The sequence below is a fragment of the Phytopseudomonas straminea genome (genome assembly GCF_900112645.1).
Taxonomy (GTDB): domain Bacteria; phylum Pseudomonadota; class Gammaproteobacteria; order Pseudomonadales; family Pseudomonadaceae; genus Aquipseudomonas; species Aquipseudomonas straminea.
The window spans coordinates 274536-292989 of sequence record NZ_FOMO01000001.1 but is presented as its reverse complement, the minus strand read 5'-3'; the positions used below and the strand labels follow the sequence as shown (position 1 = coordinate 292989).

The window sequence follows — 18454 nt, the reverse complement described above, 5'->3', positions numbered from 1 at the left end:
CGAGATGCGTGCAGACCTGATCATCGTGGGCGCCGGTATGGTCGGCAGCGCCCTGGCACTGGCCTTGCGCGGGCATGGCCTGGAATGCCTGGTGCTCGATGGCGGCCCGATGCGGGTCGAACCGTTCGACGCCAGCGCAAGCTACGAGCCGCGGGTCAGCGCCTTGTCGATGGCCAGCCAGCGCATTCTCGAACGCCTCGGCGCCTGGCCAGGCGTGCTGGCGCGGCGCAGCTGCCCCTACAGCGAAATGCATGTGTGGGACGGCAGCGGCACCGGCCATATTCATTTCAGCGCCGGCAGCGTGCACGCCTTGACCCTGGGCCATATCGTCGAGAACCGCGTGGTCCAGGACGCCCTCGTCGAGCGCCTGCATGACTGCGATGTGGGGCTGTTGGCCGATGCGCGCCTGGAGCGCCTGCGCCACTCCGGTGATGACTGGCTGCTGACCCTGGCCGACGGCCGCGAGCTGCGTACGCCACTAATTATCGCGGCGGATGGCGCCAATTCCGCGGTGCGCCGCCTGGCCGGCTGCGAAACCCGCGAATGGGATTACCTGCACCACGCTATCGTCACCAGCGTGCGCTGTGCCGAGGCCCATCAGGCCACGGCCTGGCAGCGCTTCACCGACGAAGGTCCGCTGGCCTTCCTGCCGCTGGGCGAGCGCGATGGCGAGCACTGGTGCTCGATCGTCTGGTCGACCACGCCGGAGCACGCCGCTCAGCTGATGGCGCTGGGTGACGACGGGTTTTCCATTGCCCTCGGCGAGGCTTTCGAGCATCGCCTGGGTCGGGTGCTGCAGGTGGATCGCCGCCTGTGCATCCCGCTGCGTCAGCGGCACGCCAAGCGCTACGTCGAACCGGGGCTGGCGCTTATCGGCGACGCCGCCCACACCATCCATCCGCTGGCCGGGCAGGGCGTCAACCTCGGCTTCCTCGACGCCGCGGTGCTCGCCGAAGTACTGGCGCAGGCGGCGGCACGCGGCGAGCGCCTGGCCGACGAGCGCGTGCTGAGCCGTTACGAGCGCCGGCGCATGCCCCACAACCTGGCGATGATGGCGGCGATGGAAGGCTTTCAGCGCCTGTTCCAGAGCGATTCCCTGGCGCTGCGCCTGGCGCGCAACGCTGGGCTTGATCTGGTCGACGGCCTGGAAGATGCCAAGGCGCTGTTCGTGCGCCAGGCCCTGGGCCTGAGCGGCGACCTGCCGGAGCTGGCAAAGGCGTGATGGCGCGGTAATATCTGGCAACGACCTGCTGGTGGGCGATGCAGATGCGAGTCACTATCATCCTCGCTCCCTCGTTCATCACAAGGTCTCTGTCATGTCGGTACGCCGTGCGCTTCTCGCCGTTTTCACTCTCAGTACGCTGGCCAGCGCGGTGCAGGCCGCCGATGAAGTCGTGGTCTATTCCTCGCGTATCGACGAGCTGATCAAGCCGGTGTTCGACGCCTATACCGCCAAGAGCGGCGTCGCGGTGAAGTTCATCACCGACAAGGAAGCGCCGCTGATGGAGCGCATCAAGGCCGAAGGCGAGAACACCCCGGCGGACCTGCTGATCACCGTTGACGCCGGCAACCTCTGGCAGGCCGAGCAGATGGGCATTCTGCAGCCGATGAAATCCAGCGTCGTCGACGCCAACATTCCTGCCCAGTATCGCGCCGCCAGCGGTGCCTGGACCGGCCTCTCGCTGCGTGCGCGCACCATCGTCTATTCGCCGGAGCGGGTGAAGGACGGCGAGCTGACCACCTACGAAGCGCTGGCCGACAAGAACTGGGAAGGCCGCCTGTGCCTGCGCACCAGCAAGAAGGTCTACAACCAGTCGCTCACCGCCACCCTGATCGAAACCCACGGCGAAGCCAAGACCGAAGAGATCATCAAGGGCTGGGTCAGCAACCTGGCCACCGACCCGTTCCCGGACGACAACTCGGTGATCAACGCCGTGGCCGCCGGCCAGTGCGACGTGGGCATCGTCAACACCTACTACTTCGGCCGTCTGCACGAGCAGAAGCCTGACCTGAAAGCCAAGCTGTTCTGGCCGAACCAGAATGACCGCGGCGTGCACGTCAACCTGTCCGGCGTCGGCCTGACCAAGCATGCACCGAACCCAGAGGCCGCGCAGAAGCTGGTCGAGTGGATGACCAGCGCCGAAGCGCAGAACATCTTCGCCGACGCCAACAAGGAATTCCCGGCCAACCCGAAGGTGAAACCTTCAGCGGAAGTCGCCTCCTGGGGTGAATTCAAGGCGGACAGCATCGCCGTCGAAGTGGCCGGCAAGCGCCAGGCCGAGGCCATTCGCCTGATGGATCGCGCTGGCTGGAACTGACCACTGCGCCCGAGCGAGCCGCTAGCGGCCAGCCAGGCGCCTGCAAGCGACGCCCCGGCATTGTCCGGGGCGTCGTGCTTTACGCGTTTTGGAGTTTGCGTGGCCTATTCGACCCAGCGTCGCTGGTACCCCATCGCTTTTGCCGTCGCCCTGCTGGTGCTGATGCCGCTGCTGGTGTTGCTGGCGAGCTGGCACGAGTTGGATCGGCAGATCTGGTCGCATCTGTGGCAGACCCAACTGCCGCGGCTGATCGGCAACACCGTAGCGCTGGTGGTCGGCGTCGGTGTGGGCGTGACGCTGTTGGGTGTGAGCCTGGCCTGGCTGACCAGCCTCTGCGAGTTTCCCGGCCGGCGCTGGCTGGACTGGGCGCTGATGCTGCCTTTTGCTATTCCCGCTTACGTGCTGGCCTTCGTGTTCGTCGGCTTGCTGGATTTCTCCGGCCCGCTGCAAACGCTGCTGCGTGAGTGGCTGGGCAGCGGTATTCGCTTTCCACGGGTGCGCTCCACCGCCGGGGTGATCATCGTTCTGGTGCTGGTGTTCTACCCCTACGTCTACCTGTTGGCGCGCAATGCCTTTCTGGCCCAGGGCAAGGGCCTGACGGAGGCGGCGCGCACGCTCGGCCTCACGCCATTGCAGGCGTTCTGGCGGGTAGCCCTGCCGGTGGCGCGGCCGGCTATCGGCGCTGGGCTGGCCCTGGCGCTGATGGAGACCCTGGCCGACTTCGGTGCGGTGTCGGTGTTCAATTTCGATACATTCACCACCGCCATCTACAAGACCTGGTATGGCTTCTACAGCCTGGGCAGCGCGGCGCAGCTGGCCTGCCTGCTGTTGTTCGCGGTGATGCTGGTGCTCTATGGCGAGCGCCGGGCCCGCGGCGCCGCGCGCCCCTCGGTCGAGCGATCGCGCAGCGGCGCGCTGTACCGGCTGACCGGCCTGCGCGCGCTGGCGGCCAGTGCGTGGTGCCTGCTGGTGTTCGCCTGCGCCTTCGTGATTCCAGTGCTGCAGCTCGTGGTGTGGTGCTGGCAGCGCGGGCGCTTCGATCTGGATGAGCGCTACCTGGCGCTTATCCAGCACACCCTGTACCTGGGCGCTCTGGCGGCGCTGATCACCGTGGCCGTCGCCCTGCTGCTGGCCTTCGCGCGGCGCCAGGCGCCGAACCGCCTGATGGGCGCTACCGTCGGCCTGGCCAACCTCGGCTACGCGCTGCCGGGCTCGATGCTGGCGGTGGCGATCATGCTGGCCTTCAGCACCTTGGACAACGGCGTGGTGATTCCCCTGTCGAAATGGCTCGGCGGTGCCGGCAAGGCACTGTTGCTGGGTAGCCTGGGCGCCTTGCTGCTCGCCTACCTGATCCGGTTTCTGGCCGTAGCTCATGGGCCGCTGGAAACCAGCCTGGCACGCATTCGCCCGTCACTTGCTCAGGCCTCGCGCAGCCTCGGCGTCGGTGGCCTGCCGCTGTTCGGGCGTGTGTACCTGCCGCTGCTGATGCCCGGTGTGCTGACCGCGGCTCTGCTGGTGTTCGTCGACGTGCTCAAGGAAATGCCTGCCACACTGCTGATGCGTCCGTTCGGCTGGGACACCCTGGCCGTGCGCATCTTCGAGATGACCAGCGAGGGCGAATGGGCACGTGCCGCGCTGCCGGCGCTGACCCTGGTGCTGGTCGGTCTTTTGCCGGTGATCCTGCTGATTCGCCGCTCGGCGCAGCGAATCGGATAAGCGGTCAGCCTGCGGCCCAGGGCCGCGCGCCAATGTCTGTCGGGCGCTTTGTTACACCGCTTGCCCATGTGCGAGATGACCCGCCCCGACCATGCGGCTACAATGCGCGCCATTCGCTGCGGCCCGCCATGCAGCCATGTCCAAATTCATCTGGAATGGCCCACTTCACGCGCGCCCCAGCCTTGCAACGCCCGGAAGGAGATCCCATGGGACAGCGCACACCTCTTTATGACCTGCACCTGGCGCTCGGCGCCAAGATGGTCGATTTCGGCGGCTGGGACATGCCGCTGCACTATGGCTCCCAGGTCGAGGAGCATCACCAGGTACGCCGCGATTGCGGGGTCTTCGACGTCTCCCACATGACCGTGGTCGACGTGCAGGGCGCTGATGCCCTGCGCTATCTGCAGCGCTTGCTGGCCAACGATGTGAGCCGCTTGCAAAGCCCGGGCAAGGCCCTTTACAGCGCCATGCTCAACGAAGAGGGCGGGGTGATCGACGACCTGATCGTCTACCTGCTCGGCACGCCTGAAGTGCCGGCCTACCGCCTGGTGGTCAATGCGGCTACCCGCGACAAGGATCTGGTCTGGCTGCGTGCGCAGATCACCGACTTTGCCGTCGAGCTGCGCGAGCGCAGCGACTTCGCCATGTTCGCCGTGCAAGGCCCCAAGGCCCGCGCCCGTACTGCCGAGCTGGTGAGCCAGTCCCGCGCCAGTCTGATCCACGAACTCAAGCCCTTCCAGGGCCTGCCCGACGGTAACTGGTTCATCGCCCGTACTGGCTACACCGGCGAAGATGGCCTGGAAATAATGCTGCCGGCTGGAGAAGCCGTGGCGTTCTTCAACGACCTGGTCGGCGCCGGTATTTCTCCAATCGGCCTGGGCGCGCGCGACACTCTGCGTCTGGAAGCAGGCCTGAATCTGTACGGCCAGGACATGGACGAGCAGTCCACGCCGCTTACTTGCAACCTCGCCTGGACGGTGGCCTGGGAGCCGAGTGGGCGTGCTTTCATTGGCCGCGAGGCGCTGCAGCGTCAGCACGAAGCCGGCGGTTATCCGCGTCTGGTCGGCGTGGTGCTCGAAGAGCGTGGCGTGCTGCGCGCCCATCAGGTGGTGCGCGTCGCCGGCGTTGGTGAAGGCGAGATCACCAGTGGCAGTTTCTCGCCGACCCTTGGCAAGTCCATCGCATTAGCCCGTGTACCGGCCAAGACCGGTGACCGCGCCGAGGTGGAGATTCGTGGCAAGTGGTACCCGCTGCGCGTGGTGCAGCCCAGTTTCGTACGCCATGGCAAGGTGCTGATCTGACGTCCACGCTGACGCGTCCGTAAGCACCTGCTAAATTCCCCGGACGGCGCGGTCGCCGTCCTGTCAGATGAGGAACGACAACATGAGCTCTATCCCCGCCGATCTGCGTTACGCCACCAGCCACGAATGGGCACGCTTGGAAGCCGATGGCAGCGTGACCGTTGGCATCTCCGATCATGCTCAGGAGGCGCTGGGTGATGTGGTGTTCATCGAGCTGCCGGAAATCGGCAAGGTGCTCGATGCAGGCCAGGACGCCGGTGTGGTGGAGTCGGTGAAGGCCGCTTCCGACATCTATGCGCCGGTCGGCGGCGAAGTGATCGCCATCAATGAAGCTCTGGCCGACAGCCCGGAAAGCGTCAACAACGACCCGTACGGCAGCTGGTTCTTCAAGTTGAAGCCGAGCGACGCCTCGCAGCTGCAGAAGCTGCTGGACAGCGCAGGCTACGAGGCCAGCATCGACGGCTGAGCCGTGATGTGAGGCATGAAAAAGCCGGCCCTGGGGCCGGCTTTTTCGTCACTGCGGGGCAGTGAGGCGATCGATTACTGCTGAGCAGTGAGAATCGCGGTGGCCAGCTCCATGTCGCTGGCTTGCAGATCCGGGTTATCGGTGCGGATCTTCTGCAGCGCCGCTTCAAGATATGGCCCGCGGATTTCGCCGTTACTGGCGATATAGCTGCTGGCATCATCCTGGGCAGGGACGATCATTTTGTTGTCCTTGAATGTCAGGTAGGTCGACGCTGTGGTCGCACCCGACGACAGTACGTCACGCAGGTTTACGGCATGGGCTTGAGTAGCAGCGGCCAGAAACAGGCCGGCGATCAACAGCGAACTAGAACGGCGCATGGCAATGACTCCTTGTGGGTTTTCCTCTCTCTGAGAGTCGGGCCACGGGCCAGTGGTTCCACCGTCTTGCAGGGGCGACAGCCAGGGCTGCCGCCACCTGCGAGCTAGAGCGCTAGAGTTCGAAGCGCCGCACCGAGGCCTGCATGGCCTGGGCGGAGTTGTCCATCTGCACCAGCATGTGCGCCAGTTCCTGCATGGCCTGGTTGTTGCGCTGTGCCACCTCGCTGATCATTTCCACCCGCTCGGCGACTTCGTTGCTGGCCTTGGACTGCTCGGTGATGGTGTGGGCGATCTCGTCGACCATCTGCGCCGAGCGCTGCACACCCTGGCGAATCTCGGTGATCGAGGCATTGGCTTGCCGGGCCAGGCCGACGCCATCGCTGACCCGGCTAACCCCTGCGTCCATGCTTTTCACCGCCTGGGCGGTGGACTCGCGAATGCGCTGGATCATGCCGGTGATTTCCTGGGTCGACTGCGCGGTACGCGCCGCCAGGCCGCGCACTTCGTCAGCCACCACGGCGAAACCACGACCGGCTTCGCCAGCCCTTGCGGCCTCGATGGCGGCGTTGAGGGCCAGCAGGTTGGTCTGCTCGGCGATGCCGCGGATCACCTGAATGATCGAGTCGATTTCCTCGGACGACTGGCCCAGCACGGTGACAGTTCTAGACGACTGGCTCACCGCCTCGGCGATGTGATTCATGCCGTCGACCACCCCGACGATCACCTGGCCGCCGCTGGTGGTCAGCTGCTCTGACTGCTCGGAAATATCCCGAGCGCTGCGCGTGTGCTCGGCGATCTGGGCGATGTTGCCGATCATCTCTTCCATGGCAGCGGCCATGCTGGTGGCGCCGTCGGCCTGCTCGCTGGCGCCGCGCGCCACTTCGCCGGAGGTCTGGCTCAGGTGCTGGGAGGCGCGGCGCAGCTCCTCGCTTTCGGTGCGGATGGTTTCGATCATCTGCCGCAGGCTGTTCTGCATGTCGGCCAGGCTCTGTTGTAGCTGGCCGGCCTCGTCGTGGCTGTCGACACTGATCGGCGCGCGCAGATTGCCCTGGGCCATGCTGCGTGCGGCGTTGATGATCTTCGCCAGGGGCCGCAGCACCGAGTGCAGCAGTTGCCGGGTGATCGCCAGGATCAGCACGCAGGCCAGGCCCAGGCTGCCCCATTGCCACCAGGACGCCTGCTGCACCGTGGTCTCGGTTTGTGCGCGGGTCTGGGCGACGGCGGCCTCGATCTGCTCGCTGATCGCTTCGTTGCGCTCTTCCAGCGCGGTGAAGCTGCGCGCGAAGTCGGCCATCAGCGCCCGCGCCGCTACCGGGTCGGCGAGTGCCTGGTCGACGATGCGGCTGGCCGACTGGATATAAGCCTCCAGTACCGGGCCGACGCCGTCGATGGCCTGGCGAATCTCGGGCGCCAGTGGCAGGGCCGCATTCTCCGCCATGGCCTTGCGGAAGCGCTCGCTGTGTTCTTTGAGGTCGTCGCGCACCTGGGTCGCCGCGGCAGCATCGCCCGGGTTGGTCAAAAAGGCAGCCAGCACGTCGGCGCGCAGGGCGTCGTGCATCATGTCGCCATCCATGTGGTGGCGCAGGGCGTTAGCGTTGATTTCGTTGGCGGCCAGAGCTTCGCTGAGCTGCGCCTGACCCCAGAGGCCGATGCCTCCGACCAGAAGCGTGGCAACGATGCTGACGGCCCCACAGGCGAGCATTTTCTGGCGGATATTCATGGCTGCGCTCCTGGCACGAACGGGCCGTCCAGGCCCGCGTCTTCAGAGATTAGCGCTGCTCGCTTTGCGGTGTCACGCGCAATACTTCCTCAAGGGTGGTCTGCCCGGCAGCGATTTTTTGCGCACCAGAAAGGCGCAGGCTGCGCATGCCATCCTTGAAGGCCTGACGGCGTAGCGGCGTGAGGTCGGTATCGGCGCTGATCAACGGTTTCAGGCTGTCGTTCAGCAGCATGATTTCGTACACGCCGGCGCGCCCCCGGTAGCCGGTTTCCCGGCATTCGACGCAGCCTACGGCGCGGTGCGCACCGGTCGGCAGTGGGGCGTTCCAGGGGCGGGTGAGCTCTTGCCAGTCCGCTTCGTCGAATTCCACCGGTGCCTTGCAGTGCGGGCACAGGGTGCGTACCAGGCGCTGGGCCATGACGCCCAGCAGGGTCGCCTTGAGCAGGTAGTGCGGCACGCCCAGTTCGAGCAGGCGGGTGATGGCGCTGGGGGCGTCGTTGGTGTGCAGAGTGGAAAGCACCAGGTGACCGGTCAGCGCCGCCTGGATGGCCATCTCGGCGGTTTCCAGGTCGCGGATCTCGCCGACCATGATGATGTCCGGGTCCTGGCGCATCAGCGCGCGCACGCCGCTGGCGAAGGTCAGGTCGATGTTGTGCTGCACCTGCATCTGGTTGAAGGCGCCCTCGATCATCTCGATGGGGTCTTCGATGGTGCACACGTTCACTTCCTCGGTGGCCAGCTGCTTGAGGGTGGTGTACAGCGTGGTGGTCTTGCCCGAGCCGGTGGGGCCGGTGACCAGAATGATGCCGTTGGGCTGGCGGGTCATGCTCTCCCAGCGCTTGAGGTCATCGGGGCTGAAGCCCAGCTGGTCGAAGCCGCGCAGCAGTACGTCGGGGTCGAAGATGCGCATCACCATCTTCTCGCCAAAGGCGGTAGGCAGGGTCGACAGGCGCAGTTCCACCTCGTTGCCGGCCGGCGTCTTGGTCTTCACCCGACCGTCCTGGGGTTTGCGCTTTTCGGCGACATTCATACGGCCCAGGGTCTTCAGGCGGCTGACGATGGCCATGGTGACCTGGGCGGGAAACTGGTAGACGGTGTGCAGCACGCCGTCGATACGAAAACGCACGCTGCCCTGTTCGCGGCGCGGCTCGATATGGATGTCACTGGCGCGCTGCTGGAAGGCGTACTGGAACAGCCAGTCGACGATGTTCACCACGTGGGCGTCGTTGGCGTCCGGTTCCTGGTCCTGGGCGCCGAGGTTGAGCAGCTGCTCGAAGTTGCCGACGTTGCTGATCTTGGCATCGGTGTTGGTGGCGCCACTGACCGAGCGGGCCAGGCGGTAGAACTCCACGGTGAAGCGCTGGATGTCCGCCGGGTTGGCTACCACGCGCTTGATCGGGCGTTTGAGCACGTGGGTGAGGTTGGCTTCCCAGCTATGCATGAACGGCTGTGCGCTGGCGATGGTCACCGCTTCGGCGCTGACCGCCACGGCGAGGATCTTGTGGCGCTGGGCGAAGGCGTAGGACATCAGCGGGGTGACCGCCGCCGCGTCGATCTTCAGCGGGTCGATGCGCAGGTACGGCTGGCCAGCCAGCTGCGCCAGCCACTGGGTCAGGCTTTCCAGATCCAGAGTGCGGCCAGGGCGCGCCAGATCCTCCAGCTGCTGGGCAGCCAGGAACTCCAGCGGGTGCAGGTCGGTGTTGGCACCGCTGCGGCGGATCGCCAAACACTGCTCGGCGCTTTCCTGGGCGATGCGGCCCTGGCCGACCAGCTCACGCAGCAGTTCGTTGAGGTCCAGCTGGCGGTCGGCGGCGGCAGGCGAAAGGCTGGACATGCGGGCTCCTGATGGCGACGTATTTAAATAAGGCTAGCAGCATGCCTGATTGCACCGGCGCCGACTAAGCGCCGGTTCAAGGTTCAGCTATCAGGCCTGCGGCTTGGGCGGTTGCTCGTCAGCCGGCGGCAACTGTTGCGGCGTGGCTGGCGCCTCGCTGTCGCGGCCATCTTCCAGGCTCTGCGCTGGCAAGGATGGCGGCGGCGTGAGGCCCATGGACACGTAGATGCTGGTCAGCGCATCAACGCCCATATTGGCCGGCTTCACCCATTCGGCGGGCACGTACAGCAGACCGCCGCCGACCGGGATCGGTGCGGTGGGCACCAGAATCGCCAGGTGCGGACGGCCTTCCAGCTCCACGGTTTCCGAGGTCGGCTGCAGGGCCAGGACCGCCACGCCATCGCCGCCGCCGAAGAAGCACCACACCGGGCGCATGCTGGTGATGTCGGTGTTCTTCTTGTCGAGCAGGCCGACGAAACGGTCGGCCAGGTTGTAGAAATTGCCGATCAGCGGCGTGCGCCGCAGGGTCACGTCGATCAGCCAGCCGAGCGGGCGGCGCAGGCCCAGCTTTACCGCCAGGCCCAGGGGATAGAGGCTGATCAGCAGTACCAGGGTGCCGAGCAGGTAGGCCAGGTACGGGTTGCTGGCGAAGGGCGTGCCGAGGGCAGCGAACAGCCGGCCAATGGCCGTGGAAGGGCCGATCAGGTTGTTGAGCAGGCTGACCAGCCACGCCAGCACCACCATGGTCAGGGCCAGCGGCAATAGGGCCAGCAAGCCGGTCAGCCAGGTGGCGGCGATGGATTTCAGGCTGAGTTTGAACATCGATGGGCGTCCTGTCGTCGAGCGGGGCAGGTGGGCGAGCCACCTGCCGGGGTCATCAGCCGTGCTTGAGCAGCGCTTTCCAGGGCTTGAGGCTCATGATGATCTGCGCCTGGGTCATGCGCGCCTCCAGTTCTTCTGGACTGATCGGGTGCTTGGCCAGTTCAGCCAGTTTGTTGAGTTCGCCGAATAAGCGGTCGGTCTCGGCGATGTCGAGGGTGCCGCGGGCCAGGTGCAGCCAGAGCAGCAAGCGCTCGATGCGCGGTAGCTGTTCGGCGAGATCCTCGGGCTGCTGCTGGTAGCGTTTGAGTTGCAGGTCGCGACCTTCCTCGGCGAAGAAGGTCGGCAGCCAGCTTTGCAGGGCAGCCGCGCCCTGGCGGTCGCCACGCTTGTTGCGGGCGCTGGTCCAGGCGCGGGTCAGCAGCCAGCGCGAGGTGCTCAGTGAAAACAGGCCCCAGCGGGTCTGCTCCAACTCGGCGGCGAACTGTGCGGGCGCTTGCTGGCGGGCGGCGTCATCCTGCTGGCCGGCCTGCACCCGTGGGCGCCAGTCTTCGAGCAGGGCGTCGAGCAACTGGCGCAGCTCGCTGGTGCTGGCCCGCGGTGCGGCCTGGCCGAGGCTGCCGAACAGGGCGCGCAGCTCCACCAGGCAGTTCAGCCAGTCGACCAGCAGGCGCCAGTGGCCGTTGTGGCGGTACTGCTCGGCGAGGCGCTGGCTGCTGCCGAGCAGGAACCAGCCGATGGCGGCCACGGTGTCGTCCAGGCTCTGTTCGGCCTCCAGTTGCGGAGTGGGCAGTTGCAGGCTGTAGCTGGCTTCGTCGAACAGGCGGTAGCCGCGCTCGGCCTTGCTGATGTCGCAGGGCATCAGCGGCAGATCGGCGGCCAGTTCGGCGGCCAACTCCAGCAGCGCTTCGGGCTCGCCCTGGCGTAGCTCCAGCTCCAGCTCGCAGATATCTTCCTGCTCCTTGCCAGCGATCACCTTGCCCAGGTCCAGGGCCGCCTCGATGACCACCCGAGCCTTGCCGCGGCCCCAGGCGATCTCGGCGCGCTGGCGCACGAAGTCGGTGGTGAAGATCGGCTTGAGCTGCTTCTTGTCGAGCTCGGCCAGAGCAGCCGGCCAGCAGCTGTCATCGAGCTTCTTGAGGTCCAGTTTGGCCTTGCTCAGGTACCAGTCCCACTCATTGCGCTCGGACAGCCCGGCCACGCTCTGGCCACGGCTCTTGAGGGTCTGGATGATCTGCTCGCCATCCTTGCGCAGGCGCAGGGCAACCTTGGCACCTGCGAGGTCGCGGGTGTCGGTGTCGAAGTACTGATTGAACAGCTCGCTCGTCTCCCAGTCGGCCTTGCTGCGTTTCTTCAGCAGAGGATGGGTTTGCAGGGCGGCCAGGGTTTCGCGACTGGCGCGCAGTTTGATTTCGGTTTCTTTATTCATTGCGAGGGCTCGGTGACGCGGTGACGGCGGCGGGGGTTGCACGGTGCGAGGCGTTGCCCCGCACATCAGGCCGTACAGGGTAGAGGAAAAGCGCGGCGGATGCAGGTCGGCGCGCATCGCAAGCGCCCGAAGGTTCCATGGCTGTAACATTCATCTCGCCATGTTCACTGATCTTGATCAGCTTTTCGCAGGAAATAGGCTACTAAATGCGACTTTATTACCAAGCGATGACACGCGCTGGTCTGGTCTGGATGTCATCCGTATACTTGCCGCCTCTTTGACAGACAGGGGTCACCCCCATGCCAAGCAATCCGTTCATCAGCAGCCTGTTTGGCCGCTCACCGATCGGGCCGATGCAACAGCATATCGCCAAGGCTCACGAATGCGCCGCCAATCTGGTGCCATTCTTCGAGGCGGTGATGGCCGAAGACTGGGCGCGTGTCGAGCAGGTGCAACAGGCCATGGTGCGCCTGGAGAACGAGGCCGACAAGCTCAAGAAAAATGTGCGCATGCACCTGCCCAAGAGCCTGTTCCTGCCGGTGCCACGTTCCGATCTGCTGGAGCTGCTGAGCACCCAGGACAAGGTCGCCAACCGGGCCAAGGATATTGCCGGGTTGATGCTGGGCCGGTCGATGACCATCCCGGCTGACCTGCAGCCGCTGATGCTCGCTTACGTAAAGCGTTGCGTGGACGCCAGTGCCCAGGCACTCAAGGCGATGAAGGAGCTGGATTCGCTGCTCGAGGCCGGTTTCGCCGGTCGTGAGGCCACCCTGGTCGAGCGCATGGTCGAGGAGCTCGAGGAAATCGAGCGCGAAACCGACCGCCAGCAGATCGAGGTGCGCCGCACCTTGTTCAAACTGGAAAAGGATCTTCCCGCAGTCGATGTGATGTTCCTCTATCGGATCATCGACTGGGTCGGAGACATTGCCGATCGCGCCGAGCGCGTGGGCAACCGACTGGAACAACTGCTGGCGCGCTGAGCCGCCAGCATCCTTTCTGGGTTTACAGGTAATTCTCTATGTCTCTTGTCGCGGACTACGGTTTCGTACTCCTCGTGATGGCCTGCTGCTTTGGTTTGTTCATGGCGTGGGGCGTTGGTGCCAATGATGTCTCCAATGCCATGGGTACTTCGGTGGGTGCCAAGGCACTGACCATCAAGCAGGCGATCCTGATCGCCATGGTCTTCGAATTCTGCGGTGCCTATCTGGCCGGTGGCCAGGTTACCGAAACCATCAAGAACGGCATCGTCGATGCATCGGTGATTCCCGCCGACCTGTTCGTGCTGGGCATGATGGCCTCGTTGTTGTCCGCCGGCACCTGGCTGCTGGTCGCCTCGCTGCGCGGCTGGCCGGTGTCCACCACCCACTCCATCGTTGGCGCGATCATCGGCTTCGCTTCGGTCAGCGTGTCGGTCGATGCGGTGAACTGGGGCGGCCTGGTGCCCATCGTTTCCAGCTGGGTGGTCACGCCGTTCATTTCCGGTCTGTTGGCGTTCGGCCTGTTCATGAGCGTGCAGTGGCTGATCTTCGATACCGAGGATCCGTTCCGCAACGCCAAGCGCTGGGTGCCGGTGTACATGTTCCTGACCGGCTTCATGCTGGCGCTGATGACCTTCACCAAGGGCCTCAAGCATGTCGGCCTGAACTTCACCACCAGCCAGAGCGTGCTGCTCGCCGCCGGCGTCGGCCTGCTGGTGGCTGGTCTGGGTATTCTGCTGCTGCGCCGCATCAAGCTGGATGAGGAAGCCGACAAGGATTTCCACTTCGCCAGCGTCGAGAAAGTCTTCGCCGTGCTGATGATCTTCACTGCCTGCTCCATGGCCTTCGCCCACGGCGCCAGTGACGTCTCCAACGCCGTCGGCCCGCTGGCCGCGGTAGTCGGGGTGATCGAAGCCGGTGGCGACATGACCATCGGCGGTCAGTCCTCGGTACCCGGCTGGGTGCTGCTGATGGGCGCCGTGGGTATCGTCATCGGCCTGGCCACCTACGGCTGGAAGGTGATCGCCACCATCGGCAAGAAAATCACCGAGCTGACCCCGAGCCGCGGTTTCGCCGCTGAGCTGGCCACCGCGGCCACCGTGGTCGCCGCCTCCGGCATCGGCCTGCCGATCTCCACCACCCACACGCTGGTCGGAGCGGTACTGGGCATCGGCATGGCGCGCGGTATTGGCGCGCTAAACCTGGCGGTGGTCGGGCGGATCTTCACCTCCTGGGTGGTGACCCTGCCGATTGGTGCGGCGCTGGCGATCATTTATCTCGAAATCTTCATGCTGATCTTCCTGTGATCGTCTGACGGTCTGCTGCGCGTCGGCACTGCGGCGTTAAAAACAGGCTCGGAATGCTCATGTACAAAAGTACACTCCGCTTCCTCGCCTGTTTTTGCCTTGCATTGCTCTAGCTCGCTAGACCTCGAATCACTCCGGCTGCTGGCAATTCTCTATTGGCGGTTCTCGCGGGCAACGCTTCACTCTATGATGAGGCGACCGACCCGAGAGAGCCGCCATGTCATTTCTCCCCCTCAAGGATCGCTTCGCGGCGCTGATCGCCGTGCCATCGGTCAGTTGCACCCAGCCTGCCCTGGATCAGTCCAACCAGCCGGTCATTGACCTGTTGGCCAACTGGCTGAGCGAACTGGGTTTCGCCTGTGAAAAACAGCAGGTCGAGCCGGGCAAGTTCAACCTGATCGCTACCTACGGCAGCGGCCCTGGCGGCCTGGTGCTGGCCGGGCACAGCGACACCGTGCCATTCGACGAAGCCCTGTGGCAGAGCGACCCGCTCAAACTCACCGACACCGGTGAGCGCTGGGTCGGCCTCGGCGTGTGCGACATGAAGGGGTTCTTCGCGCTGATCATCGAGGCTGTGCAGACGCTACTCGACCAGCCGTTCAGGCAACCGCTGATCATCCTCGCCACCTGCGACGAGGAAAGCTCGATGTCCGGCGCCCGGGCGCTGGCCGAGGCCGGGCGGCCGCTGGGTCGCGCCGCGGTGATCGGCGAGCCCACCGGGCTCAAGCCGATCCGCCTGCACAAGGGCGTGATGATGGAGCGCATCGACATCCTCGGGCAAAGCGGCCATTCTTCCAATCCGGCCCTGGGCCGCAGCGCCCTGGATGCCATGCACGAGGTGATGGGTGAGCTGATGCAACTGCGCCGCCAGTGGCAGCAGGAGTACCGCAACCCGCAATTCAGCGTGCCGCAGCCGACCCTCAACTTCGGTTGCATCCATGGCGGCGACAACCCCAACCGCATCTGTGGTCAGTGTTCCCTGGAGTTCGACCTGCGCCCGTTGCCGGGCATGCAGCCCGAAGCGCTGCGTGCAGCGATTCGCCAGAAGCTGCAGCCTTTGGCCGAGCGCCACGAAGTGAACATCGACTTCGCGCCGCTGTTTCCCGCCGTGCCGCCCTACGAACAGCCCGCCGACGCCGAACTGGTGCGCCTGGCCGAACGGCTGACCGGGCATACCGCCCAGGCGGTGGCTTTCGGCACCGAGGCGCCTTATCTGCAGCAGCTGGGTTGTGAAACCCTGGTGCTCGGCCCAGGCGATATCGACTGCGCCCACCAGCCGGGCGAGTACTTGGATACCGACCGCCTGATCCCCACGGTACAACTGCTGCGCCAACTGATTCAGCATTACTGCCTGAGCCCGCGCTGACATGAGGAGTATTTCGCTGATGCCATTGCGACGACGATAACGCACCGCCTCTGCCTGCGAGGCCAGCTGCTTCGCACCCATCGTTGCTTCTTTCGTTCTCCCAAGGGTTTCGCTGCACATGTACGACTACGTCAACTGGCTCCGCCACGCTTCGCCCTACATCAACGCCCACCGTGACTGCACCTTCGTGGTCATGCTGCCGGGCGAGGGCGTGGCTCATCCGAATTTCGGCAATATCGTCCACGACCTGGTGCTGCTGCACAGCCTCGGTGTACGCCTGGTGCTGGTGCACGGCTCGCGCCCGCAAATCGAGGCGCGCCTGGAGAGTCGCGGGCAACAGCCGGTCTATCACCGCGGCCTGCGAGTGACCGACGGCACCACCCTGGACTGCGTGATCGACGCCGTTGGCCAGCTGCGCATCGCCATCGAAGCGCGGTTGTCGATGGATATCGCCGCCTCGCCGATGCAGGGCTCGCGGCTGCGGGTCAGCAGCGGCAACTACGTCACCGCACGGCCCATCGGCGTGGTCGATGGCGTCGACTACCACCACACCGGCGAAGTGCGGCGTATCGATCGCAAGGGCATCAACCGCCAGCTCGACGAGCGCAATATCGTGCTGCTGTCGCCGCTCGGCTATTCGCCTACCGGCGAGATCTTCAACCTGGCCTGCGAAGACGTGGCCATGCGTGCGGCTACCGACCTGGCCGCCGACAAGCTGATCCTGTTCAGCAGCCAGCAGGGCTTGCTCGACGAGGACGGCAAGTTGATCCGCGAGTTGCGCCCGCAGCAGGTGCCGGCCCACGTGCAGCGCCTGGGCAGTGACTACCAGGGCGAGCTGCTGGATGCCGCCGCCCAGGCGTGCCGCGGTGGTGTGAAGCGCAGCCATATCGTCAGCTACACCGGCGACGGCTCGCTGCTCACCGAGCTGTTCACACGCGACGGTGGCGGCACCATGGTCGACCCCGAGCAGTTCGAGTCTCTGCGTGAGGCGGACATCAACGACGTCGGTGGGCTGATCGACCTGATCACGCCGCTGGAGGAGCAGGGCATTCTGGTGCGCCGTTCGCGAGAAGTGCTGGAGCGCGAGATCGGCCACTTCAGCATCGTCGAGCGCGACGGCATGATCATCGCCTGCGCCGCGCTCTACCCGATTGCCGACTCCACCTGCGGCGAGTTGGCGTGCCTGGCGGTCAACCCGGAGTATCGCCACGGCGGCCGTGGTGACGAACTGCTCGAACGCATCGAAGAGCGCGCCCGCGCCAAGGGCATCAACACCCTGTTCGTGCTTACCACGCGCACCGCCCACTGGTTTCGCGAGCGCGGTTTCGAGCCCAGCAGTGTCGACCGTCTGCCGGCGGCGCGTGCCTCGCTGTACAACTTCCAGCGCAATTCGAAGATCTTCGAAAAGAGCATCTGATCGGTAGCCTGCCTCGAGCGCGACCAAGCCGTGGATGAACGCCATCCGGGCCTGGTCGCTTTTGCCAATTCAGCGGTGCAGTGACCTTAATCGATGCCATCAGCTGGCGCGGCGGCCCATCTTGGTCAAGGCTGCAAGAACACCCTCTCGATAAAGGACTACGCATGCCCATCCGACGCTCACCGATTACCGCCGCCCTCGCACTCTCATTCCTGTCGTTTTCCGTGCTCGCCGCCGACCTGGCGCCCGATGCGTTACTCAAGAAAGCCCAAGCCGAACAGAAGCCCTACCTCGCGACCGTCGAGCAACTGGTCAACGTCGATACCGGCACCGGTCAGGAGCCGGGGCTGAAGACTGTCAGCGCCCTGCTGGTCGAGCGGCTCAAGGCGCTCGGCGCCAAGGTCGAGACCAGCCCGGCCAGCCCGTCGGCGGGCGACAACATCGTCGGCACCTTCAAGGGCACCGGCAGTAAATCCTTCCTGCTGATGGTTCACTACGACACCGTGTTCCTGCCGGGCACTGCCGCCAAACGGCCGTTCAAGATAGAGGGCGAGCGCGCCTATGGCCCCGGCGTGGCGGATGCCAAGGGTGGCGTGGCGATGATCCTGCATTCGCTCAAGCTGCTGCAGGACGACAAGTTCGATGGCTTCGGCACGCTGACCGTGCTGTTCAACCCGGATGAGGAAACCGGCTCCGCCGGCTCGAAGACCATCATCGCCGAACTGGCCCGCAAACATGACTACGTGTTCTCGTACGAGCCGCCAGACAAGGATGCCGTGACCGTCGCCACCAACGGCATCAACGGCGTGATGCTTGAGGTCAAAGGCAAGTCCTCCCACGCGGGCTCGGCGCCCGAAGAGGGGCGAAACGCCGCGATGGAGCTGGCGCACCAGATGTTGCAGCTCAAGGACCTGGGCGATCCGGCCAAGGGCACCACGGTCAACTGGACGATGGTCAAGGCCGGCGACAAGCGCAACATCATCCCCTCGAGCGCCTCGGCCGAGGCCGACATGCGCTATTCGGACCTGAGCGAAAGCGACCGCGTGCTGGCCGACGCACAGCGCCTGGTACAGAAAAAGCTGATCGATGACACCGAGGTCACGGTGCGTCTCGAGAAGGGTCGCCCGCCGCTGGCGAAGAATGCCGCGTCCGAGCGACTGGCCAAGCAGGCCCAGGGGCTGTACGCCAGGATCGATCGGACCATCGAGCCGATCGCCATGCGTTTCGGCACCGATGCTGGCTACGCCTACGTACCGGGCAGCGACAAGCCGGCGGTGCTGGAGACCATGGGCGTGGTGGGCGCCGGCCTGCATGCCGATGACGAGTACATCGAGCTGTCGAGCATCGCGCCTCGGCTCTATCTCACGGTGGCGCTGATTCGTCAGCTATCGGCGCAGTAGCGTGGTG

The 18454-nt window shown here is 65.1% G+C and carries 15 protein-coding genes; 10 read left to right on the top strand and 5 right to left on the bottom strand.

The features are described 5' to 3' along the window. Positions 1-4: 4 nt before the first annotated feature. The 5 genes from BM279_RS01275 to gcvH all read left to right on the top strand — a co-directional run bounded on the left by BM279_RS01275 (position 5) and on the right by gcvH (position 5801). Positions 5-1222 (top strand): 2-octaprenyl-3-methyl-6-methoxy-1,4-benzoquinol hydroxylase, encoded by a 1218-nt coding sequence (locus tag BM279_RS01275; RefSeq protein WP_027903829.1) that lies wholly within the window; start codon positions 5-7, stop codon positions 1220-1222. A 94-nt stretch (positions 1223-1316) separates the two neighbouring features. After that, entirely contained in the window at positions 1317-2318 is a 1002-nt protein-coding gene (locus BM279_RS01270) for an extracellular solute-binding protein (protein WP_093500220.1), read from the top strand. Between the two features lie 162 nt (positions 2319-2480). Further along, on the top strand, positions 2481-4034 hold the full coding sequence (locus tag BM279_RS01265) for an ABC transporter permease (protein WP_425272661.1): 1554 nt from the start codon (positions 2481-2483) through the stop codon (positions 4032-4034). 206 nt (positions 4035-4240) lie between these two features. Beyond that, positions 4241-5335, top strand: a complete 1095-nt coding sequence (gene gcvT, locus BM279_RS01260) for a glycine cleavage system aminomethyltransferase GcvT (RefSeq protein WP_093500216.1) — start codon at positions 4241-4243, stop codon at positions 5333-5335. Between the two features lie 82 nt (positions 5336-5417). Beyond that, positions 5418-5801 (top strand): glycine cleavage system protein GcvH, encoded by a 384-nt coding sequence (gcvH, locus tag BM279_RS01255; RefSeq protein WP_093500214.1) that lies wholly within the window; start codon positions 5418-5420, stop codon positions 5799-5801. A 74-nt stretch (positions 5802-5875) separates the two neighbouring features. Here the strand turns inward: gcvH and BM279_RS01250 are convergent, their stop codons facing one another. From BM279_RS01250 to BM279_RS01230, 5 genes are all read right to left on the bottom strand, one after another. Continuing rightward, positions 5876-6178 carry a DUF2388 domain-containing protein gene (locus BM279_RS01250; protein ID WP_013789627.1) on the bottom strand — a complete coding sequence of 101 codons (303 nt, stop codon included), beginning with the start codon at positions 6176-6178 and terminating at the stop codon, positions 5876-5878. A gap of 112 nt (positions 6179-6290) precedes the next feature. Continuing rightward, positions 6291-7898, bottom strand: a complete 1608-nt coding sequence (locus BM279_RS01245; protein ID WP_093500212.1) for a methyl-accepting chemotaxis protein — start codon at positions 7896-7898, stop codon at positions 6291-6293. Between the two features lie 49 nt (positions 7899-7947). After that, positions 7948-9732 (bottom strand): type IV pilus assembly ATPase TfpB, encoded by a 1785-nt coding sequence (gene tfpB, locus BM279_RS01240; RefSeq protein ID WP_093500210.1) that lies wholly within the window; start codon positions 9730-9732, stop codon positions 7948-7950. Between the two features lie 90 nt (positions 9733-9822). Then, the gene (locus BM279_RS01235) at positions 9823-10554 is read right to left on the bottom strand and encodes a DUF502 domain-containing protein (protein ID WP_093500207.1); all 732 of its coding nucleotides are present in this window, start codon (positions 10552-10554) and stop codon (positions 9823-9825) included. Positions 10555-10609: 55 nt separating this feature from the next. After that, the gene (locus tag BM279_RS01230) at positions 10610-11980 is read right to left on the bottom strand and encodes a CYTH domain-containing protein (RefSeq protein ID WP_093500205.1); all 1371 of its coding nucleotides are present in this window, start codon (positions 11978-11980) and stop codon (positions 10610-10612) included. 299 nt (positions 11981-12279) lie between these two features. Here BM279_RS01230 and BM279_RS01225 point away from each other — a divergent pair, with 299 nt between their 5' ends. From BM279_RS01225 to BM279_RS01205, 5 genes are all read left to right on the top strand, one after another. After that, the gene (locus tag BM279_RS01225) at positions 12280-12960 is read left to right on the top strand and encodes a TIGR00153 family protein (RefSeq protein WP_093500203.1); all 681 of its coding nucleotides are present in this window, start codon (positions 12280-12282) and stop codon (positions 12958-12960) included. A gap of 38 nt (positions 12961-12998) precedes the next feature. After that, a complete protein-coding gene (locus tag BM279_RS01220; RefSeq protein ID WP_093500199.1) occupies positions 12999-14264 on the top strand; it encodes an inorganic phosphate transporter in 1266 nt (421 codons plus the stop codon). Positions 14265-14481: 217 nt separating this feature from the next. Continuing rightward, positions 14482-15630 (top strand): acetylornithine deacetylase, encoded by a 1149-nt coding sequence (argE, locus tag BM279_RS01215; RefSeq protein ID WP_093500197.1) that lies wholly within the window; start codon positions 14482-14484, stop codon positions 15628-15630. 118 nt (positions 15631-15748) lie between these two features. Then, the gene (gene argA, locus BM279_RS01210) at positions 15749-17047 is read left to right on the top strand and encodes an amino-acid N-acetyltransferase (RefSeq protein WP_093500195.1); all 1299 of its coding nucleotides are present in this window, start codon (positions 15749-15751) and stop codon (positions 17045-17047) included. Positions 17048-17211: 164 nt separating this feature from the next. After that, entirely contained in the window at positions 17212-18447 is a 1236-nt protein-coding gene (locus tag BM279_RS01205; RefSeq protein WP_093500193.1) for a M20/M25/M40 family metallo-hydrolase, read from the top strand. The last annotated feature ends 7 nt before the right edge of the window (positions 18448-18454 follow it).